Here is a 21,769-nt window from a genome sequence, read left to right as displayed (position 1 = left end):
TTATGCTTTGCCGGTGAATTTATAAACCCAAAGCCCAATAACTTCTTTTAATAACAAATCCCAGCCCGTAAAAGCGCTTGCAGCAGGCATCAATACCGAAGCAAAAGTTGGCGGGTTGTCCAGGGCAATAAAATTGGCCGGATAGGGCACGCAATTCATGCCTGCTTTAGAAAATGCCTGCAGGGAGCGCTTCATGTGTAATGCAGAGGTGATGAGTAAATATGGTTGTGGAATTTTTAAGGAATCGAGTATTTTTTTAGTATATACGGCATTTTCAAAAGTGTTTTTACTTTGATTTTCTGCAATAATATCCTGCGCTGGTATGCCTTGTTCCAAAAATTGTTCTTTCACAAAATCGGCTTCTTTATACTGTTGTCTCCAGATGCTTCCGCTGCCACCAGTAATTACAATTTTTTTTATATGGCCAAGTTTGTACAACCTTAAAGCCTGTATAAAACGGTCGGCTGCCTGGCCGTAATAGCCCTGGTTATCTTTATAATTAAAACTAATAAAACCTGCAAGTACAATCCCTGAAGAATAATTTTCATTTTGCGCCAACACTTTCCTGGGTTGTTGCCAGGCTAAGGTAAGTTTATGGATAATAAAAGGATTTGTAAAGAAAACCAACCAGCAAATGCTGATTATCGCAAACCTTTTCTTTCTTATTGCATTTTTGCCAAATAATGACATAGCAATAAAAAACAAAAGCCAGTAAAACGGCGAAATTAAAAAGTTGAGCAGTTTTGAAAGGATGAAAAACATGCTGCAATTTAATAGTTTTTACTGCTTCATAACTTTGATATCTTTAAGGGAAATAAAATACCAGCATGAAAGTTTTATTGATTTCATTATCCATATTAATTTCCTTTTCAGTTAAGGCTCAGGAAAAACAATATTACCCTGACACAACTGCAGGTATTTCCCAAAGGCTTGAAGACTGGCAGGATCTCAAGTTTGGCCTGCTCATGCACTGGGGCACTTATAGCCAGTGGGGCATTGTGGAAAGCTGGAGCATTTGCCCCGAAGATTTGAGCTGGGCAACTGGTGGAAGAAAACCAGGAGTTGCCGATGATTATTTTTCTTATGTGCAAAACTATGAGGCGCTCCAAAAATCTTTTAACCCCGTAAATTTTAATCCGCAAAAATGGGCCAAAGCTGCTCAATATGCAGGGATGAAATATGTTGTTTTTACTACCAAGCACCACGATGGTTTTTGCATGTTTGATACCAAAGAAACAGGATATAAAGTAACGGATAATGCTTGCGCTTTTTCCAAAAACACTAAAAGTAATATTGCCAAAGAAATATTTGATGCATTTAGAAAAGAAAATTTTTGGACTGGCGCTTACTTTTCAAAACCCGACTGGCACTCGGATTTTTACTGGTGGAAAAAATTTCCTCCGTGTGACCGAAACGCAAACTATTCAATACAAAAATATCCCCAGCAATGGCAAAAATTTGTGCAGTACACCCACAATCAGGTAAACGAACTAATGAGTGATTACGGCAAAATAGATATCCTTTGGTTGGATGGTGGATGGGTAAGAAAAACAACGGATGAAGAAGTTAAAAATTATCTTGCCGAAGTTTTTGAATGTAGCCGATGGGCACGTAATCCGCAAAGCCAGGATATAGATATGGCAAGGCTTGTAGCCAATTCAAGAAAAAAACAACCTGGCCTTATTGTGGTAGACAGGGCTGTGCCGGGCACCTATCAAAATTACCTTACACCAGAGCAGCACATCCCCAATAAAGGCCTGCCTTATCCTTGGGAAACCTGCATGACTATGGCCAATAGCTGGAGCTATGTACCCAACGATGTGTACAAGCCAACTGATGAGCTTATTGAAAAATTAGTGGACGTTGTGAGCAAGGGTGGAAATTTTTTACTGAATATTGGCCCCGACCCGTTGGGTGAATTTGACTCTGCAGCTTATAACCGCTTAAAAGCCATAGGTGACTGGATGAATTTAAATGGAGAAGCTATTTATAACTCAAGAAAATACTCTTCGTTTAGCGAAGGCGATTACATACGCTACACACAAAGCAAAGACGGAAAAACAGTGTATGTATTTTTTTTCAATGAACCCAACCCGGTTGTTACTCTTACAAACCTCCCTTTTCAAAAAGGCATGAAAGCAGTTATGCTGGGTAGTAGTAAGGCAAAATTGCAATTGAGTAATATTGAACTGGGCACCAAAGTAATTATTCCCAAAGGGGCTGCAGAAAAATTGAAAAATGTGTGGGTGATAAAAGTAGTTAAATAGGTAGTTGATTTATTTAACTAAAAAAATTAGTATTTTTGAGTGCTCATCTAAAAACAAATTTTTTCAGTACCTGATTTTTTATAAATGTACGCAATTGTTGATATAGAAACCACCGGCGGCCACGCTTCGGGCAATGGTATTACCGAAATTGCCATTTATATTTTTGATGGGGAAAAACTACTCGATCATTTTCACAGCCTCATTAACCCGTTTCAAAAAATCCCTGTTTATATTACAGCACTCACGGGCATTAATGATGCTATGGTGGCGGTGGCCCCGGGCTTTGAAGAAGTTGCTGGGAAAGTGTTTCATTTATTAAGCAATAAGGTTTTTGTAGCGCACAACGTAAATTTTGATTATTCATTTATTAAGCAACAGCTCAATAATTGCGGTTACGAACTCAATGTAAAAAAACTATGTACAGTAAGGATGGGCCGTAAAATTTTTCCGGGCCTGCCTTCATACAGCCTTGGTAATTTTTGTCGCAACATGGGCATTATCATGCAAAACCGCCACCGTGCCGATGCAGATGCAAGGGCAACTGTTGAACTTTTTTGTATAATGCTTTTACAGGATGGCGCAAAGGGAATCATCAGTAAAATGCTCAAAAAAACTTCGGCAGAGCAATGGCTTCCCACCTATCTCGACAAAAATGTAATTGATAATTTACCGGCCAGGCCAGGCGTGTATTATTTTCACGATAAAAAAAATAAAGTTATTTATGTGGGTAAAGCTATCAATATAAAAAAGCGGGTGAGCAGCCACTTTACGCATAATGATACAGATAAAAGGCGCCAGCATTTCTTACGTTTTGTGGCATCGGTTTCTTTTACCGTTTGTGCAAGTGAGCTACATGCCCTGGTGTTGGAAAGCACTGAAATAAAAAGGCTTTGGCCAAAATATAATAACAGCCAAAAAAGGCCGGTGCAGCAATTTGGGTTATATAGTTTTGAAGATGCCAAAGGTTATTTGCGCCTGGCCATTGACAGAAAAAAGAAAAACCTGAAAGCCCATTACCAGTTTAACCTGTTAACAGAAGGTAATACCCTTTTAAGAAAAATGGCCGATGAATTTGAACTGAGTTATAAACTTTGCTTTATTGATAAAAGTCCAATGGAGCAAAAAGACTGGGATTTTTTGGATGCGCCAAAAAAGTATAATAATAAAGTGCAGGCAGCATTAACGCAGTTGCAAATTCAATTACCCAGTTTTATATTGGTAGATGAAGGGCTGAATGCAAATGAAAAATTGTGTATGCTGGTTGAGAAAGGCAGTTTTTGGGGAATGGGGTTTATTCAGGATAACGAACAAACACAAAGTCTCTCTGCTCTAAAAGACCTGTTAATTCCCTATGCCGATAACGATTATATACGGAATTCAATTTATGCTTATGTAGCAATTCATCCCGAAAAGAAAATTGTAGTGAAGCCCATTGCATCCTAATTTTTTTCAGCATTTTTTAAGTTTCCGTTAACCCTTTCCTAAATAAAAATTAAGATTATGGGTAAATAATGCTTTGTGCTTATCTTGCCGACTTAAAATTAAAATTGAATGAAGAATATTTCCACTCTGTTAAATATTGTTCTTTTGCTTGCCCTGGGTTTTTTGTATTATAAAGTGTATAACGATAAAAAACCTGCAGGAAAACTGTCTGCTCCCGGTATTTCTCAACCAGCAGTATCATCTGCAATTAATGGACCCGTGAGGGCTTTAATAGCCTATGTAGAGCTGGATTCTTTAAACGATCAGATTAGTTATATTAAAAACCGGAGAACGCAACTGGAAGCAGAACAAAAAGCCATTGAAAACGAATGGCAAAACGGGTACAAGAGCCTTGAAGCCAAAAAGGATAATTTTATTAAAGTAAAAGGCCAGAATATGACGCAGGAAGAAGCCGAAAAATTTCAGATTGATTTAATGCAGCAACAGCAGGCTATTGACAGCCGTAAACAAACCCAGCTCCAAAGCCTCAGCGAAAGGAGTTATAAGTTTATGGAAGATATCCAAAAAAAGCTAAAAGAATTTTTGGCAGGCTATAACAAAGAAAAAAACTTTCAATACATCCTCACTACCGGTACAGGGCTCGATTACCTGATTTTTAAAGATTCTACACTTAATATCACCGCCGATGTTGTAACCGGTATGAACAAAGTGTTTTCAAAAAATTAAAAACATTGGTTTTTAGGCAAATCCCGGTATTTCTGTATCGGGATTTTTTGTTACTTTACCAATTAATAAATTTTAAATGACAGAAACTGTACACGGTTATAAGCCATCGCTCAAATTGATAGATGCCACCATGATAGTTGCCGGTTCTATGATTGGTTCCGGTATTTTTATTGTAAGTGCAGATATTACAAGAAATGTAGGCAGCGCCGGATGGCTTATTGCTGTATGGTTGCTTACCGGTTTTATGACGCTGGTTGCTGCCATGAGTTATGGTGAGCTGAGTTCTATGTTTCCCAAGGCCGGTGGCCAATATGTTTATTTAAAAGAGGCCTACAACCCTTTAGCAGGTTTTTTATATGGCTGGAGTTCTTTTATGGTTATTCAAACCGCTACAATTGCAGCAGTAGGTGTGGCATTTTCTAAATTTTTGGGAACCTTTGTGCCTGCATTGGATATTAATGATGAAAACCTCATAACGCAAATTGGCATTTTTAAAATTTATCCTGCACAGTTTGTTTCTATTGCCATTATTGTATTACTTACTTTCATTAATACCAGAGGTGTAAAAGAAGGAAAGTGGATACAAACCAGTTTAACTACAATAAAATTGTTGTCGTTATTTGGATTGATCATCCTGGGCTTTTTTCTTGCTGCAAAATCAGAAGTTTGGGATGCCAATTGGACGGATGCCTGGAGCATGACCAGCCGCAACAACACTGGCGAAATAACCGGTAAAGTGTTTGGCAGTGCAATTCTTGGCGCTATTGCAGCCGCTATGGTAGGCTCCATTTTTAGTAGCGATGCATGGAATAATGTAACCTTTATTGCCGGTGAAGTGCATAACCCAAAGCGTAATGTTGGGCTGAGCCTTTTTTTAGGCACGCTGCTGGTAACCCTTATTTATGTGGCCGTAAACATAATGTACATAAGTGTAATGCCTTTACAGGAAATTGCTTCTGCTCCGCAGGATCGTGTGGCCGTTGCGGCAAGTAAGGTAATTTGGGGCGATGCCGGTGCTGCCATTATTGCTGTAATGATTATGATTTCTACTTTTGGCTGCAACAACGGATTGATACTCTCCGGCGCAAGGGTGTATAATACCATGGCCAACGATGGGCTGTTTTTTACGGCTGCCGCAAAACTCAATAAAAACGATGTGCCCGAAGTGGCATTGTGGCTGCAATGCATTGTGGCATCTGCGCTTTGCCTCAGCGGGCAATACGGTAACCTGCTGGATATGATATCGTTTGTGGTGGTAATTTTTTATGCTATCACCATTGCCGGTATTTTTATTTTACGTAAAAAAAGGCCCAATGCAGAAAGGCCATATAAAGCTTTTGGATATCCTGTGCTACCAGCCATTTACATTGTTATGGCTTTGGCATTTTGTATTTTACTTATTATTTATAAACCTGCGTTTACATGGCCGGGATTAATTATAGTTTTGCTGGGCATACCCGTTTATTATATTGCCGTAGCTAAAAAAAATAATAGCTGATGAACTTTGATGAATTATTTGATTCATTTAAAAAAATAAAAGTAGCTGTACTGGGAGATGTAATGCTCGACACTTACTGGTGGGGAAAAACCGAACGCATTTCCCCAGAAGCGCCTGTGCCCATTGTGTCTGTTTCAAAAAATGAATATAGAATTGGCGGTGCCGGGAATGTAGCTTTAAACCTGGCTTCTTTAAAAGTAAATAAAGTAAGCCTTATTAGTATTTATGGAAACGATAATGAAGCAGTGCTATTACAAAACCTGCTACAGGATAGCGGTATAGACACATCCTATTGCATAAGCAGCGCTAACAGGGTAACTACAAATAAAATACGTATTATTAGCCGCAACCAGCAAATGATGCGGCTGGATGCTGAAATTACTTCGGCTTTGCAGCACAAAGATGAAGATTCGTTGATTAAGAATATTGAAGCTTATATTGAAGCCGAAAAGCCTTCCATTATTGTCCTTGAAGACTATAATAAAGGCGTGCTCACCGAAAAAGTAATTGCTGAGGCAATTGCATTATGCAAAAAGCACAATGTACTAACCGCCGTTGACCCGAAACGGTTGAATTTTTTTGCTTATAAAAAGGTGGATATTTTTAAGCCCAATCTTAAAGAAGCATTGGAAGCTTTGAATATTGTTGGCAATAACCTTTCCGAAGGCTTGTTAAAGAAAATACACGCAGCGTTATACAATACGCTGGGGCACCGGGCATCTTTTATTACATTATCCGAAAACGGTGTGTATTATCAAAGCGATAAAGAAAGCGGCTGGATACCTACACATGTACGCAGCATTGCCGATGTGAGTGGGGCAGGCGATACGGTAATTGCTGTTGCTTCTCTTGTATATGCGGCAACAAAAAGTTTTAAGCTAATGGCGGAAATAGCCAATATTGCCGGCGGAATGGTGTGTGAAGAAGTAGGTACGGCGGCTATTCATAATGAAAAACTTCTGGCAGAATGTAAGCTGCTGTTGAAGTGTAACTAATTTACTTAACCTTATATTCTAATTGATTTAATGCATACTTTTTCTATTGCAATACATGGCGGAGCTGGTACAATTTTAAAATCGGAAATTACCCCGGAGTTGGAAGAGGCGTACCATACTGGCTTAAAAGAAGCTCTACATGCAGGTTATACAGTATTGGAAAAAAAGGGATCTGCATTGGAAGCAGTAAAAGCTGCGGTAATAAAACTGGAAGACAACGTCTTGTTTAATGCCGGTAAAGGATCAGTTTTTACAAAAAAAGGCAAACACGAAATGGATGCATCCATTATGGATGGAAAAACCCTTGATGCCGGCGCAGTAGCTTCAGTAAAAAATATCCGAAACCCGGTTTTGCTTGCAGAGGCAGTAATGAAATGCAGTAACCATGTATTATTGAGTGGCGAAGGGGCGATGGATTTTGCCAAAGAACAAAAAATTACCACAGAACCCGACGATTATTTCTATTCTCAGTTTCGCTATAAACAATGGCAGCAATTACAATCAGGTGATGCCGTTGCACTGGACCATTCTGCACAGGCACAGCTTGGCTCTTCCAATAAAATGGGCACAGTTGGCGCAGTGGCTTGCGATAAATATGGAAATGTTGCAGCAGCTACAAGCACAGGCGGAATGACCAATAAAAATTATGGACGCATTGGCGATACGCCAATAATTGGTGCGGGCACCTATGCCGATAATAAAACAGCCGCTATCAGTTGTACCGGCCATGGAGAGCCATTTATAAAAGCAGTAGCAGCATTTTCCGTAATAGGTTTAATGGAACATAAAAATTATTCCCTGCATGAAGCAATGAAAGAAATTGTGCATCAAAAACTTATTAAATTTGATGGCGAAGGAGGAATGATAGGAGTAGATGCACAGGGCAATGTAGCCATGCAGTTTAACAGCGAAGGAATGTACCGTGCCATGAAAAGCAGTGCAGGAAATGAAGAAATAAAAATTTATAAAGATTAACTTTTTGCAGCAATGAAAAAGTATGCATTAATTGTAGCCGGTGGTACAGGAAGCAGAATGAACAGTACATTACCCAAGCAGTTTATGCATATTAACAACAAGCCGGTTTTGTATTATAGCATCAATAGTTTTTACCGGGCTTTTGATGATATGCAAATTGTTCTTGTACTCCCTGAGGCTTATATTGCCAGCGGCCAGGAAGTAATTGATGCATGGTTTGATTATAACCGTATAAAAATTTGTGTAGGGGGCGAAACAAGGTTTCATTCCGTTAAAAACGGGCTTCAATTGGTGGAAGAAGAAAGTATTGTTTTTGTGCATGATGCAGTACGTTGCCTTGTTTCGGAAAACTTAATTCAAAAATGCTTTGTAACGGCAATGGAACAAGGTTCCGCTATCCCGGTTATTCAATGTAAAGACAGCCTTCGAATGCTTAAAGAAGATAACAGTAACGAAGCGGTGGACAGGAGCAGCATAAGAATAGTGCAAACGCCACAAGTTTTTCACAGCAAGGTTTTATTGCCGGCTTTTGCCATAGATTTTAAAGAAAAATTTACTGATGAAGCCACTGTAGTGGAGGCTTTTGGGATGAAAGTTACACTGGTTGAAGGCGAAGAAAATAATATTAAAATTACCCATCCGCTCGACCTTGCCCTTGCCCGGCAAATACTGGAAAGCTAATAGAGACAAGTTTATTTTTTTAAAAATTTTACTATGGCCGGTAAATTATTCCATTTTATAAATGGATAGGGTTGGTTTATAGTGCCAAATTTTTTGTAAAAATCAGCAATACCTTTTATGTCGGATCCTTCAAAATCAAAAATCAATCCCGATCCTGAAAATTCTTCAATAATTTTATCATAAATAAAATAATTGGCTTGCCTGCTCCTGCCAAAGTCTGTACTGCAGGATATTACATTGTACAACCTGTTTTTATCTTTTAGCATTAGTACCAATGCTGCAAGTTGGTTGTTTTGCGCTGTTGCTGTTCTTAGTACAAGGTTATCGCTTGTGTAAAGTTGCGAACAAAGGATTTTAAAATTTGTGTAATCTTCAGCGGTAACCGATGACAATTTTTTTCCATAAAGTGATTGAAATAAATCAATGGCTTCATAATACCCGTTACCTGCGGAATAATTTAGTTCAAATTTTTGCAGCCAGTTTAAATTAGATTTTAATGAACTGCTGTAACCTGCTTTTATGTTTTTATAAGCCGCCGATAGGTTTAAAATAAAATTATTGCAGGGCTTAAATATTTTGCCCGTACTATTATTATGGTTCAATGCAATTTCTGCAAATGGATATTTTTGTGAAACTATTTCCAGTGCGGCATCGGTTTCTACATTTCCTATTATGCCCAGCTGTTGCGTAAAAGCAGGTTGGTATAAATAATTTATTTTCCATTTTTTCCTGTTGGGCAGCGGCATTAAAGCCTCGTAATCTCCTACAACCAGTGCATCCCACTTGCACATGGCATCAAGGTAAAAAGATTGGGAGTAAATTAAACTGCAGGGAAAGTTTAAAAGGCTATCATCCCATTTTTTGCGGTCAATTTCTTCATTGCTGATTATGCGTGCATTCATCTTTAAAGTGGAATTTGCGGATGAACCATTCTTGGCGACAATTGTTTAAAGCTAATGGAGAAAGTAATTTTCTTAAAAAATTTATTTTCTTCCGGATCAGTTTTTAGTGTATTCCTAAAATCTTTACTCATCAATAAAGGGGCAGAAACCGTTAAAATATCTTTAAACAAACTTACCTGTAAGCCTGCCGTATATAAAAACCTCCCGGTACTGTGGTCTTTGTTCCATGCTTCGGCATAGGTGCCAATATCCAAAAAAACATATAAAGGCAATTTTATGGGAAAAAGTTTAGCCGGTAGGGTGCTCCTAAAGTTTAGCGCTGCTATCCAATTGTCAGACTGGCCTTGTAAGAAAGGATATTTATCCATTCTTAATTTTAATCCGCCGGTATTATCCACTATAATTTGCCTTGCTGCCAAGCCTTTGTTGAATACAGGAAAATCGGCATTGGCGCTTGATGCGCTTCTCCCTATAAAGTAATGGGCATAAGTATAATCATCATAGCCCGAACCACCCAGCAATTTTGGTTGGTAGATATACGTGTAATAGTTTTTTTGGCCTATATAACCAAATTTTGCAGCAAAAAACCTTGCATTTAAACCACCGCCTTTTGCATAATTCAAAAAGTAATCGAGTGTGGCATTTGCCCTGTAAAACCCTTTACCTTGCTGTATTTGCAGTTGATAATGGTAAGGATATAATTTCCGGTAGTCTTGTTTTGAAAAGGTAATTTGGTTTATGTACCGGTCATTGGCAACATGGCCTGCCGGATAACTGTTTAAACTGTCGCTTCCTGAAATATAATAGTAGCCTGAAAAATTATTTTCCCTAATGAAGTAAGTTTTAAATTCTAGCCATTTACTGCTGCTGCTTTGTGGTTTTTCTAAAAAATAAAAACGTATTGCCGGGGCAATTTTTGAAAAACGTTCATACGTTTTTTTTAAGCAGGGTATCTTTTGATTGCCGGGATGAAAAGTTTTCCCAACTGGCGCTTAAAACTACTTTCTCAAATAATTTTGTAGGATAAATAGCATAGCCAATGCGGCCGATGCTGTTTATTTTACTGCTTCCAAAGCCATACAAAGTTGTAGCAATAAATTGTAATTTTTGCGGAGGTAAAGAATAATTGTGGAGCAATACTCCGGCCATAAATTTATCGTATTGGTTAAAACCTAATGCCGGCATAATGGAAATATAATGGTATTTATCGGTTTCTTTAAGGTTGAAAAATGAAGTGAGTTTTAATTTTTTTGGTTTGGAGGAATCAAGGCTCCCTTTTTTATGCAGCAAACTAAAAATAGCATCAAGGTTGCTGTTGCTTGCTTCTTCAATGCTTTGTTTAAAATCTTCAGGCTGTGGGTGTTTAAACTTCCACTTGTTATAATATTCCTGCATGGCTTTGTCAAACAAACCGACACCCAGTTTATCTTCAAGCATTTTCATCCATTTGCCTGCTTTGCCATATGCCATAAGGCCATAATTAATTGTTGAAAAATCCCCCGAACTTGTTTCAATTGGCTGGTCTTTTTTTATAGCTGCCATTGTACCAATTCCCAAGGCAGAGAAATCATCGGGAAAGCGTTTCTTTAAAAATGAAGATTGGTAATTTAAATAAGAAATATTGCTATTATAATATTGATCTAAATACCTGTTGTCGTAATAGGTGTTCATGCCTTCATCCATCCATGGAAACGCTCTTTCGTTGCTGCCAATTATGGCATAAAACCAATTGTGCCCTACTTCATGGTTGATTAAAAAGTCAAGATGTTTTTCATTTTCCGGGGTTGAAACAAGGGTAATGGTTGGGTACTCCATCCCACCATCGCTGCTTCCTTTTTAGCTACAACAGAAACATTGTTGTAGGGATATTCTCCCAGCCAGCCTGATTTTGAGAGGATTGCCCTTTTAATATGCCGGATACTGTTTTGCCAAATTTTTTCATCTTTCTTATAATAATAGGCAAATACATTTATGAGTTTTGAGGGTAGTTGTAACGTATCCTGTTGTACCAAAAAATCTTTTGAGGCAAACCAGGCAAAATCATGCGTATTATTTAGAGTGTAGGTAGTTGTCTTAATATTGTTGCTGATAGTTTCCCGGGTTTTTTCACCCGATGCGGCAATAATCAAATCTTCAGGCGCTGAAATATCAACGGTAAAATTCCCAAATTCGCTGTAAAATTCTCCCAACTCAAGGTAAGGCATTTCGTGCCATCCTTTTTTATCGTACACAGCAGGTTTGGGGTACCATTGTGTAATTTGATAGCTGTTTTCCACTACGCCGCTCCGGGAAAATTGTTTGGGTAATTTAACATGAAATGCTGTTTGGATATTTATTTTGCCATTAGGTATCAGCGGATGAGGAAGTAAAAGCTTAACAATATCCTGGTGTTTTGGATGGTCAGTTGTTGCAGTGGAAATATTATCTACCGTAAAATTTAGCCTGTTGATATAACCCCTTTCTTCTGAATTGGAAAAATAAAAACCAGTATTACCTATTTGTAGTTGTTGTTCAGAAAAAGCGGTGCGGTCATTTTTATAAGCATTGGGCCACAAATGTATCCAAATGAAATGTAAGGTATCCGGTGAGTTATTGTAGTATTTCATTTTCACCGAGCCATCAAGTGTATTTGCTGCCGTATTAAGTGTTACAGAGATATCGTAATTTACTTGTTGCTGCCAATATGCCTGCTGACAAAAAGATATTTTACTTAATAAAAGAAGTGCAATACCGGGCAGTAAGTTTTTCAATACTGATTATTTTTTCAAAAATAGCAAATAATATTTGCTGAAGTATCGTTCTGTTTATTTTCCTTTTCCTGATACAATTATTTTTACGGAGTGAAGCAGGATGGTAAAATCGAGCGAAAGTGAAATATTTTCCACATAAAGTAAATCAAAAGGCATTCGTAAAACAATTTCATCAATGCTTGAAGCGTAGCCGAATTTTACCATGCCCCAACTGGTAATGCCTGGTTTTACTTTAAAAAGGTATTTATATTCCGGGTGCAGGGCTACCACCTGGTCCACATAAAATTTTCTTTCCGGCCTTGGACCTACAAGGCTCATTTCACCTTTAATAATATTCCAAAGTTGTGGTAGTTCATCCAGTCGCCACTTTCTCATTACTCTTCCCCAGGCTGTAATGCGTTCATCATTTTCGCTACTCAATTGAGGTCCGTTATCTTCTGCATTTACGTACATACTGCGAAGCTTGTACATAGTAAATGGTTTGCCTTTAAATCCTAGTCTTTCCTGTTTGTAAAATACAGGGCCTGCAGAGGAAAATTTGGTGCGTATCATGGCAAAAAGCAGCAAAGGCGAAATAATTACAAGGCCGGTTAATGCAACAGTAATATCAGCAAACCGCTTTAAGTTTTGTTGCCAACCAGGTAACTGTCCGCTGTGTATATCTATTAATGGTACGCCTAAAATATTTGTAGTTTGAAGAGCACCAGTAAGGATATCAATCATATCAGGCGATATTTTTACATTAACCTCTTTATCGCTTAACAGGTTGAGTATTTCACCTATGAGCAGTCTTTCTTTTTTTTCTACCGCAATAATTACTTCTTCAATGGCATTTTTATTTATGGCTTCATCCAAATATTCAAGTCCGTTATACGTTTGCAGTTGATTTAATGCAGGGTCGCTGCATGGCCCGTTTACATTTAGAAAAGAGGTTAAAATATAGCCGGAATTATCTTTTGCATTTGTAAAGGAATCATATAACTGTTTGGTTTTATTTTCAGATCCTACCAGCAAAACATTAAAATATACTGTTTTTTACGCAACTGTTTTTTTGTGTAATTAAGTATTAAGCTGCAGGCAAATAACGATAGTATTATAAAAGGTAACAGTAGGCTTAAAAATTCCACATAATAACGCATGTTATCTACCTGCGGATTTTTTAAAATAAAGAAAAATAAAAGTATTGTACAACCTAAAACGCTTGCAAAAATAATTTTTAACGCTTCACCAATCCTGGATTTAAGGTATAGGGAAGCATAAGCACCACTCAAAAAGTGCAAAGAAACCCATCCGGCTGTATATAAGAAAAGTCCAAGGTAAAAGCCCGGTGGAACAGAAAATTCATAATCATAAATCCGGGTGCGTAAATAATAGAATAATAGCCAGGTTGCCGCACATACTACCAGGTCTGCCAGGATATACCAACTGATATGTAAACGGGGTTGATTCAAATTGATAATTGTTTGGGGTTTGTTGCATCAGGCCTTACCTTGATTGATTTTCTCCAAAATTTGGTGGGCCACTTCCATTGCAGCAAATCCATCCAAAATAGTTACAGGTGTTTCGGTATTGTTGATGATGGCATTTTTGAAAGTTTCTAATTCCATTTTTATGGCATTTGTATCTTTAACAGGTGGATTTGCAATAGCAATTGTTTTTTTACCGTTGCTTGTTTCAATATCAAATGTAAAAACATTTTTTGCTCCCTGCTCATTGAGTTTTATAACTTCGGTTTTCTTTTCCAGGAAATCAATACCAATATAAGCGTCTTTCTGAAATAAGCGCATTTTTCTCATTTTTTTCATGGAAATGCGGCTGCTGGTAAGGTTGGCTACACAACCGTTACTAAATTCAATACGCACATTGGCAATATCCGGTGTGTCACTCATTACTGCAACTCCATTTGCCGAAATATAACTTACCTGGCTTTTTACCAGGTGCAGGATAATATCAATATCATGAATCATCAGGTCGAGTATAACACTTACATCTGTGCCTCTGGGATTAAACTGTGCAAGGCGGTGTACTTCAATAAACATTGGGTTTAACGCACTTTCCTGTAGGGCAAGAAAAGCGGGATTGAACCTTTCTACATGGCCTACCTGAAATTTTACATTGGATTCTTTGGCAAGTTTTACCAACGTCCTTGCTTCATCCATTGTATTGGCCAGGGGTTTTTCTACAAAAACATGTTTGCCCAATCTCATTGCCTGTGAGCAAAGTTCGTTATGGTAAATTGTTGGGGCTACTATATCTACAGCATCACAATCCTGCATGAGCATTTCGGCAGTTGCATATCTTTTTATCTGGTATTTTTCTTCAATTAATTTTGCATGGGTTTCATCGGGGTCAAAAAAACCGACAACTGTTACCTGCTCAATTTCTTTCCAGTTGTTTAAATGAAATTTTCCCAGGTGACCAACTCCAAATATTCCAATCCTTAACATAAAAGTTTATGGGCGGCTATCAGGCATTGTGATTAATAACCCCGGGTTCGGATGTTTCTTCCCAAAATCCCATACGGTTAAATTTTGTTACACGTTCCTGAAAGCGTTGCTCGGGGGTTTTTGCTTTAACTGATGTATTTGTTCAAGTAAATAATTTTTTAAAATAAAGGCGGCTTCATCATAATCCCAATGGGCGCCGCCCAAAGGTTCGGGAATTACATCGTCTACAAGGCCAAATTTCATCATGTCATCTCCGGTAAGGCGAAGTTGCTCTGCTGCAATTTCTTTTTTATCCCAAGTGCGCCATAAAATGCTGCTGCAGCTTTCTGGTGAAATAACGCTATACCATGTATTTTCGAGCATTACTACTTTATCGCCTACGCCAATTCCTAATGCGCCACCACTTGCACCTTCGCCAATAATGGCACAAATAACCGGAACTTTCAGGCTAAGCATTTCATATATATTTCGGGCAATGGCTTCTCCCTGCCCACGTTCTTCGGCTTCAAGGCCAGGGTATGCACCCGGGGTATCAATTAATGTAATTACGGGTTTATTAAATTTTTCGGCAAGTTTCATAAGCCGCAAAGCTTTACGGTAACCTTCGGGGTTGGCCATGCCAAAATTTCGTATTTGACGAGTTTTAGTATTGTGGCCTTTTTGCTGCCCAATAATCATAACCGTTTCATCGCCCAGTAATGCAAAACCACCTACCATTGCTTTATCATCTTTTACGTTCCTGTCTCCATGCAGTTCAACAAAATTGCTGCACATTTTCTCAATATACTTTAAGGTATATGGCCTGTCGGGGTGGCGGCTTAGTTGTACTTTTTGCCAGGGAGATAAATTGTCGGTAAGCTGTTTTTTGGCTTCTAATATTTTTGTTTCAAGCGCCGAAATGCCTGAACTAAGGTCGGTTTTGCTTTTTTCCTGGGTAATTTTAAGTTGTTCAACCTGATCAAACAGGTCTTTAATGGGTTTTTCAAAATCCAGGAACTGGCGGTTTTCTAATTTTGGCATATTGAGTTATTTCAATAATTATTGACTTTACTTTTAGAGCCGAAGTGTAAAAATAGGGTAACCATAGCTTTTTTTAAAAGTTTTGTTTTGAGATTATAAATTTACCTATCTTTGCCGTCCCCAAAAAACAAGGGAATATAGTGTTTAAAAAAAATGTTTTTTGGAATGGTAGTTTCCCAAAATTTCCGGGTTAGAAAGCTGCCCTGTCACGGTCTCGGCTGAGCCGGGAGGGGTTCGATAAAAAAGATTTTTTTTATTTATAAAAGTAGTTGGATCGGTAGTTCAGTTGGTTAGAATGCTGCCCTGTCACGGCAGAGGTCGCGGGTTCGAGTCCCGTCCGGTCCGCAAGTTATCCCGAAGTTTTCGGGATTTTTTATGCCCTTTTTTGTTTATATTATTAAATGCCTTCAGGATGGAACCTATTACAAAGGTTCTATCGAAAATTATTTGCAAAGACTTAATTACCAAAATGCAGGCAAAAGCAGGTACATATCTGCCAAAGTTCCTTGGAAATTAATTTATGATGAAGAAAAGCCTGATAAATAGGAGATGCTTATTAGAGAAAAAAAATTGAAGCGGCGTAAAGCTGGATTCTTTGAGTGGCTTTGCTTACTGCCACAAAATTTACTCAATAAAGAATAATGCCCTGTAACGGTCCTGGCTGAGCCGAGACGGGTTCGAGTCCTGGTTCGTAAATAAATCCGATGGTTACGAGATTTTTTTTTGTAAATCTTAAATACATTTATTGAGGAGAATGGGGCACGCCAATGCATCACTTTTTTAAATCTCAAAATGTAAAATAAAAAGAAACTGCCAGTTTAGATAGCTTCGGTTTCATCTTGCATTCTATGCGCTTTATAAAATATGGTTAAGTGCAATAATAGTAGTGGTTACAAATTATTACAAACCTTACTATCTGAAGCTGCCTGTCTTATATTATTTGTAATTTATCATTACAACTTTTGATGCAGACCTTATTCCATCTTTGTCAACCTGAACGATACGAACAAATAACTTTTTGCCAGTATCATCTGCAGACAAATCCATCTTTTTACAACCACTATTAAAAATAAAAAGACCACTGAAAATTACCGTAGCTCCAACAATGTATTTCCTCGATTTATTTTTAAACATCGGTAAAAGCAATAAAGTAAACATGCCCCCCAATCCCAAAAGCAGGATTTTATTTAGTGGCATAGAACAAGTATATTTTAATGGAGAAGAAGAATAACCAGCTGGGGCTTTTGATAACACGGTACCTGCTTTTTTGAAATTTTTACCATCGGCGGAAATTTCAATATCAAAATAGCTATTGTTATTTTCAGTATTTGTTGTCCAGGATACAAACAATTGGCCATTTGAAATTGAGGCGGTGAAATCCTTCATTGTTACGGGTACAACAATATTATCGTCAATTGCAGCTAAATGATTTCGTGCTGCTCCATTAACAATTTTAAAATTTCCTCCTGCATAAACTATATGGTTATCCACTCCAAGTGCTTCAACAATGTCGTTAAGTAATGGATTCCATGATGTAGCGTTGCCACTGGTTGGGTCAAGTGCAGCGATGTAATTTCTGGTTTGACCGCCAATAGTTAAAAACTGCCCACCTGCATAAACCATGCTGCTATTAAAACCAAAGGTATATACCGAGTTACTTGCATTGGGGTCCCAAGCAGTAAGCATTCCTGTAGTTACATCAAATGCTGCAATATTATTTCTTGTTTGACTATTGATGGTATTAAAGTGTCCACCAATATATAAGGTATTGCCATTTACATCCAGGCAATAGATATTTTCATTTGTACCCACACCGGGATTCCAGGAAGTAGCCAACCCTGTGTTTAAATCAACGGCACCAATATGATACCTGGAATCGGAACCTATAGAAGTAAAATATCCCCCGATATAGGCCGTATTGTCTTTTATTGCAATGGCATCTACCTGTGAGCTTGGATTAGGATTCCAGGTAGTAGCATTACCTGTTGTTGGATCGAGTGCTGCCAGGTTATTTTTGGATTGCCCACCTATACTGGTAAAATTTCCACCAACATAAATTAGATTATTGGCCGCAACAATGTCTCCAATATGGGCGAAGGCAGATGGATTTGGATTAAAAGTAGTGGCATTACCATTGGTTGTGTTTAATCCTGCAATTCTGTTTCTACTTTGGCCGCCAATGCTGGAAAAATTGCCTCCGGCATAAACAGTATTATTAAAGAAAGCAAGTTCCTCAACAATATTACTTGCTTCCGGCGCCCATGAGGTTACCTGTCCGGTTGTAGCATTAAATGCTGCAATGAATTTTCGCTTTGACCAACCAACGGAAATAAAATCTCCGCCTGCATAGATATTCCCACTACCATCCGTAGCTAAACAAATTACACCACCACCACCAATGCTCGGATCCCATGAATTGGCAAGCCCGGTAGTTAAATCTAATGCAACCAAATTAAGCCGGGGCTGCCCACCAATAAATCCAAAATAACCTCCAGTATACAATAAACCACCAGAAACCACTAAAGATTCCACAATACCTCCTGTAGGGCCAAGAGCATTCCAGGATGTAGCATTTCCTGTACTAAGGCTAAGTGCAGCAATACCGCCGTCTCTTGATGCTCCGCCTATAGTTGTAAATTCACCACCCACATACAACGTGGTGCCTGAAATTGCCATAGTAATGACGAGTTCATCTGCATCCGGATCCCATGAAGTAGCAAATCCGGTAGTTGTGCTTATAGCTCCTATATTATTTCTAGCCTGGCCGCCCAGTAAAGTAAATGACCCTCCCACATACGCAACACCTCCATTTATCAGTATTTTAGTAACCCCTCCATCTGCATCGGGCGCCCATGTGGTAACGCTTCCTGTTGAAGCATCAAGTGCAGCAATATTATATCTGAATTCAGAACCAATCATTGAAAAATTTCCTCCAAAATAAACCTTGCCTCCGTCTATAGCAATGGTAGTGATATCGCCATTCGGCGCATCGGGATTCCAGGAATTTAATGCACCTGTAGTGGTATTAAATGAAGCTAAACTGTTTCTGGGCTGCCCTCCAATATTTGAAAAATTTCCTCCTACATACAAGGTATTTCCGCTCAATGCCAATGTATTGATATATCCATCGGCTCCGGGATTCCAACTATTCAGGCTGCCATCTGCATTAATTTTGGCTATATAGTTTCTGGCAACAGCACCAACTTGTGTAAACTCCCCACCAATATACCAGCCACCGGCACCATCAGAAACTACCGTATTCACATAATCATTGGGTTTTACATAATTAAGGTTCGGCAACCCTGTTGTTGTGCTTATTGAAGAACCCTTAGGAACATTTGGACCTAGCCCGGTAAAATTTCCTCCAATGTAAATTGTATTCCCATCTCGTACCAGCGATGATACCCGGCCATTTGTTACTGGTATATTTTCATGTGCCATTTGGGCAATGCATAATTGAAAACACAAAACAGAAAGTATAAATGGCAATAACCGGCTTATGGAGAGCATGGTAAATAAGGATTTCATTATATTAGTTTATTTAAGTGATGAATGTTTTACCGCTATAATCTTGAAATAAATTTCTAACTAACTATTTAAATACAATTTTTTGCAAACTAAATTGAAGTACTTTCCTGGCAGCACAGTTTCTCTTCGAAAAGGATGAGAATTTTCCTTAAAGTTTTTTGCAAAAACAAGGGCTGTGCAAAGACCAAAGGTTATGAAGAGAAAAAAAAAATTCAACAGCTGTAATTTATTGCACTAAATTAATGTCTCCTCTACGCCGGAAAAATACTTCTTTTGGATTATGCATTACAATTAATTTATATTGAAATATTCTTTTCTCAACCCGTTTTATTCGCTCAAAACGTATAAACCCTGGATTGTGGCGTACGAAATAATACAATAAATTTTACCACAGTTTTTAATGTTTTAGGCTTAGATTGAGTAGCATACGAAGAGAAATAATCAAATGTCACTTTACAAACTGCCCGGCAAAATAGAGCATCACTATATGCTTTACAGTTCCTTAAGTAATGTTTTTGATTACTGGGTTATCTCAAGTGCAAAAAATAGACAAAGAAAGGAGGAGATTGTGGAAGCGCTGCTAAAAATTTTATAGGAATAGGAAAAATCTTTGGGCCTAGTAAAATTACAATTAGCCAGATAAATTGTTTGCTTTTTAATAGGCGGTTTTATCTTCCTTATTTTTCCACTCAGTAAAAATTTTTATAGCTTCTTTTCTTAATAGCGGAATGATGGGTATTTTTCTATGTTTAATATCTGCCGATATTTCATCATAAATCATGGAGTCGTCAAAGCCAATTTCTGCGGCATCCTGCCGGTTGTTGGCATAATAAATTACTTTTGGCCTGGCCCAGTAAATTGCGCCAAGGCACATTGGGCATGGTTCGCAGGATGTATAAACTTCACATTCATCTAATTGAAAAGTTCCCAGGTTTTTGCAGGCATCTCTAATGGCCACAACTTCAGCATGGGCAGTTGGGTCGTTGGTGCTGGTAACTTTATTATTTCCCCGGCCTACAATTTTATCATCTTTTACAATAATGCATCCAAAAGGGCCGCCTTCATCATTTTGCACTCCTTTTTGTGATAAGGCAATTGCTTCCTGCATAAATTTTTCTTCTTTTGTCATAGCTATTAAGTTGAGTGCCTGTAAATATAATCTAATTTGTAATTTTGCTCAAATCTTTCCGCATGCGTTTTTTAAGACAAATTGCCGAATATCTTTTTTTAAAAAAGCCCGATCCAAACGATAAGCTAACAAAATGGATGGGTTATATGCATGGCATTAACCGTATTTCAATTTTGCTTTTTTTGCTGGCCATGATAATACTTGTTGTTAAATTATGCAGGCGGTAATGGGCTTTTACAAAAAGCAACAATAATTTTTGCGGCATTGCAGGAAGCAGGGCCAGCTTCGGTTAAAATACCCTTCAGTTCTTTATAATCTTCTTTTATGGCTTTTAATTTGGCTGTAGTATTCAAAAGTTCACCCAGCTCAAATGCAAGGTTTTTTTCTGTAAGGTTATTTTGAATGAGTTCTTTTACCACTTCTTTATCCATAATAAGGTTTACCAGGCCTATATATTTTATTTTTACCAGCCTTTTGGCAATTTGATAAGATATATTTCCGCCTTTGTAGCAAATAATTTGCGGCACCTCAAATAGTGCTGTTTCTAAAGTAGCTGTTCCGCTGGTTACCAGTGCAGCTTTTGCAGAGCATAGCAAATTATAGGTTTTCCCCGAAACCGTACTTACATTCCTATATTGCCCCAGCATTTTAGTATAGAAACTTTCTTCGGTACCCGGTGCTTTTGCCACAATAAAACGGTAATCCGGAAACTGTGCTGCCACTTTTAGCATAATGGGCAGTTTTTGAACTATTTCCTGTTTCCTGCTTCCGGGCAACAGGGCTATAATATTTTTATCTTCTGGCTGCTTGTCAGTAAAATTTTTTTCCTGCGATTGAATAAAATCGCTAATCACTTCTACCAAAGGGTGACCCACATAATCAACTGCATAATTCCATTTTTGATAAAAGGCTTTTTCAAATGGTAAAATAACCAGCATTTTATCCACGTATCGCTTAATTGTTTTTACCCTGTTTTCCTTCCAGGCCCATACTTGTGGAGAAATATAATAAACTACTTTAAACCCTTGTTGTTTTGCCCATTTGGCGATCCTAAGGTTAAATCCCGGGTAATCTATTAAAATCAGAACATCTGGCTCAAATGAAACCATATCCCTTTTGCAAAAACTTAAATTCCGTAAGATAGCCGGTAAATTTTTTACAACTTCAGCAAAACCCATAAAAGCAAGCTGGCGGTAATGTTTTACTAAATAGGCTCCATTTTGTTCCATTTTTTCGCCACCCCAGCAACGAAATTCAGCTTGGGCATCTAACCGTTTAATTTCTTTTATCAGGTTACTGCCATGCAAGTCGCCACTTGCTTCACCTGCTATTAAATAATATTTCACAATAAACTTTGATTGAATCTAAAAAGCAAAATTAGTGGCAATAGGCAAATTTTAAGTGTTCG

At 38.0% G+C, this 21,769-nt stretch carries 19 protein-coding genes and 1 tRNA gene; 8 read left to right on the top strand and 12 right to left on the bottom strand.

What is annotated here, in order from left to right; translation table 11 throughout:
- Positions 1 to 762: a YdcF family protein gene (locus IPO46_04155; protein ID QQS63790.1), complete on the bottom strand. Its 762-nt coding sequence runs from the start codon at positions 760 to 762 to the stop codon at positions 1 to 3.
- A gap of 65 nt (positions 763 to 827) precedes the next feature.
- Here IPO46_04155 and IPO46_04150 point away from each other — a divergent pair, with 65 nt between their 5' ends.
- The 7 genes from IPO46_04150 (at position 828) to IPO46_04120 (ending at position 8,585) form a co-directional block, all read left to right on the top strand.
- Positions 828 to 2,267, top strand: coding sequence for an alpha-L-fucosidase (locus IPO46_04150; GenBank protein ID QQS63789.1), 1,440 nt, complete (start codon positions 828 to 830; stop codon positions 2,265 to 2,267).
- Positions 2,268 to 2,351: 84 nt separating this feature from the next.
- Positions 2,352 to 3,710: a GIY-YIG nuclease family protein gene (locus IPO46_04145; GenBank protein QQS63788.1), complete on the top strand. Its 1,359-nt coding sequence runs from the start codon at positions 2,352 to 2,354 to the stop codon at positions 3,708 to 3,710.
- A gap of 108 nt (positions 3,711 to 3,818) precedes the next feature.
- The gene (locus IPO46_04140) at positions 3,819 to 4,436 is read left to right on the top strand and encodes an OmpH family outer membrane protein (GenBank protein ID QQS63787.1); all 618 of its coding nucleotides are present in this window, start codon (positions 3,819 to 3,821) and stop codon (positions 4,434 to 4,436) included.
- A gap of 76 nt (positions 4,437 to 4,512) precedes the next feature.
- On the top strand, positions 4,513 to 5,934 hold the full coding sequence (locus IPO46_04135; protein QQS63786.1) for an amino acid permease: 1,422 nt from the start codon (positions 4,513 to 4,515) through the stop codon (positions 5,932 to 5,934).
- Positions 5,934 to 6,929, top strand: coding sequence for a carbohydrate kinase (locus IPO46_04130; protein QQS63785.1), 996 nt, complete (start codon positions 5,934 to 5,936; stop codon positions 6,927 to 6,929). The genes IPO46_04135 and IPO46_04130 overlap by 1 nt, the downstream gene beginning before the upstream one ends.
- A 30-nt stretch (positions 6,930 to 6,959) precedes the next feature.
- Positions 6,960 to 7,904, top strand: coding sequence for an isoaspartyl peptidase/L-asparaginase (locus IPO46_04125; protein QQS63784.1), 945 nt, complete (start codon positions 6,960 to 6,962; stop codon positions 7,902 to 7,904).
- A 12-nt stretch (positions 7,905 to 7,916) separates the two neighbouring features.
- Positions 7,917 to 8,585 (top strand): 2-C-methyl-D-erythritol 4-phosphate cytidylyltransferase, encoded by a 669-nt coding sequence (locus IPO46_04120; GenBank protein QQS63783.1) that lies wholly within the window; start codon positions 7,917 to 7,919, stop codon positions 8,583 to 8,585.
- An 11-nt stretch (positions 8,586 to 8,596) separates the two neighbouring features.
- On the opposite strand, the gene IPO46_04115 is transcribed toward IPO46_04120, so the two are convergent.
- From IPO46_04115 to IPO46_04080, 8 genes are all read right to left on the bottom strand, one after another.
- Positions 8,597 to 9,487: a hypothetical protein gene (locus IPO46_04115; GenBank protein ID QQS63782.1), complete on the bottom strand. Its 891-nt coding sequence runs from the start codon at positions 9,485 to 9,487 to the stop codon at positions 8,597 to 8,599.
- Between the two features lie 2 nt (positions 9,488 to 9,489).
- Positions 9,490 to 10,110, bottom strand: coding sequence for a hypothetical protein (locus tag IPO46_04110; protein QQS63781.1), 621 nt, complete (start codon positions 10,108 to 10,110; stop codon positions 9,490 to 9,492).
- 304 nt (positions 10,111 to 10,414) lie between these two features.
- On the bottom strand, positions 10,415 to 11,302 hold the full coding sequence (locus IPO46_04105) for a hypothetical protein (protein QQS63780.1): 888 nt from the start codon (positions 11,300 to 11,302) through the stop codon (positions 10,415 to 10,417).
- Positions 11,239 to 12,237, bottom strand: a complete 999-nt coding sequence (locus IPO46_04100) for a hypothetical protein (GenBank protein ID QQS63779.1) — start codon at positions 12,235 to 12,237, stop codon at positions 11,239 to 11,241. The genes IPO46_04105 and IPO46_04100 overlap by 64 nt, the downstream gene beginning before the upstream one ends.
- Positions 12,238 to 12,291: 54 nt before the next feature.
- Complete coding sequence (locus IPO46_04095; protein QQS63778.1) at positions 12,292 to 13,251, bottom strand: sugar transferase; 960 nt, start codon at positions 13,249 to 13,251, stop codon at positions 12,292 to 12,294.
- Positions 13,242 to 13,688, bottom strand: a complete 447-nt coding sequence (locus IPO46_04090; protein ID QQS63777.1) for a hypothetical protein — start codon at positions 13,686 to 13,688, stop codon at positions 13,242 to 13,244. The genes IPO46_04095 and IPO46_04090 overlap by 10 nt, the downstream gene beginning before the upstream one ends.
- A gap of 27 nt (positions 13,689 to 13,715) precedes the next feature.
- The gene (locus tag IPO46_04085) at positions 13,716 to 14,684 is read right to left on the bottom strand and encodes a Gfo/Idh/MocA family oxidoreductase (GenBank protein ID QQS63776.1); all 969 of its coding nucleotides are present in this window, start codon (positions 14,682 to 14,684) and stop codon (positions 13,716 to 13,718) included.
- A gap of 87 nt (positions 14,685 to 14,771) precedes the next feature.
- Positions 14,772 to 15,704 (bottom strand): acetyl-CoA carboxylase carboxyltransferase subunit alpha, encoded by a 933-nt coding sequence (locus tag IPO46_04080; protein QQS63775.1) that lies wholly within the window; start codon positions 15,702 to 15,704, stop codon positions 14,772 to 14,774.
- A gap of 271 nt (positions 15,705 to 15,975) precedes the next feature.
- On the opposite strand from IPO46_04080, the gene IPO46_04075 reads away from it, so the two are divergent.
- Positions 15,976 to 16,049: transfer RNA gene (locus IPO46_04075), tRNA-Asp, on the top strand.
- 591 nt (positions 16,050 to 16,640) lie between these two features.
- Here the strand turns inward: IPO46_04075 and IPO46_04070 are convergent.
- The 3 genes from IPO46_04070 to lpxB form a co-directional block, all read right to left on the bottom strand.
- Positions 16,641 to 19,232, bottom strand: coding sequence for a hypothetical protein (locus tag IPO46_04070; protein QQS63774.1), 2,592 nt, complete (start codon positions 19,230 to 19,232; stop codon positions 16,641 to 16,643).
- A gap of 655 nt (positions 19,233 to 19,887) precedes the next feature.
- Complete coding sequence (locus tag IPO46_04065; GenBank protein QQS63773.1) at positions 19,888 to 20,361, bottom strand: nucleoside deaminase; 474 nt, start codon at positions 20,359 to 20,361, stop codon at positions 19,888 to 19,890.
- A 212-nt stretch (positions 20,362 to 20,573) separates the two neighbouring features.
- On the bottom strand, positions 20,574 to 21,707 hold the full coding sequence (lpxB, locus tag IPO46_04060; GenBank protein QQS63772.1) for a lipid-A-disaccharide synthase: 1,134 nt from the start codon (positions 21,705 to 21,707) through the stop codon (positions 20,574 to 20,576).
- Between the last annotated feature and the right edge of the window lie 62 nt (positions 21,708 to 21,769).

Source organism: Chitinophagaceae bacterium, from assembly GCA_016699815.1.
In the GTDB taxonomy this organism is placed as follows: Bacteria; Bacteroidota; Bacteroidia; order Chitinophagales; family Chitinophagaceae; genus Ferruginibacter.
The sequence above is the reverse complement of the archived record's forward strand: the minus strand, read 5'-3'. Positions and strand labels throughout refer to the sequence as shown.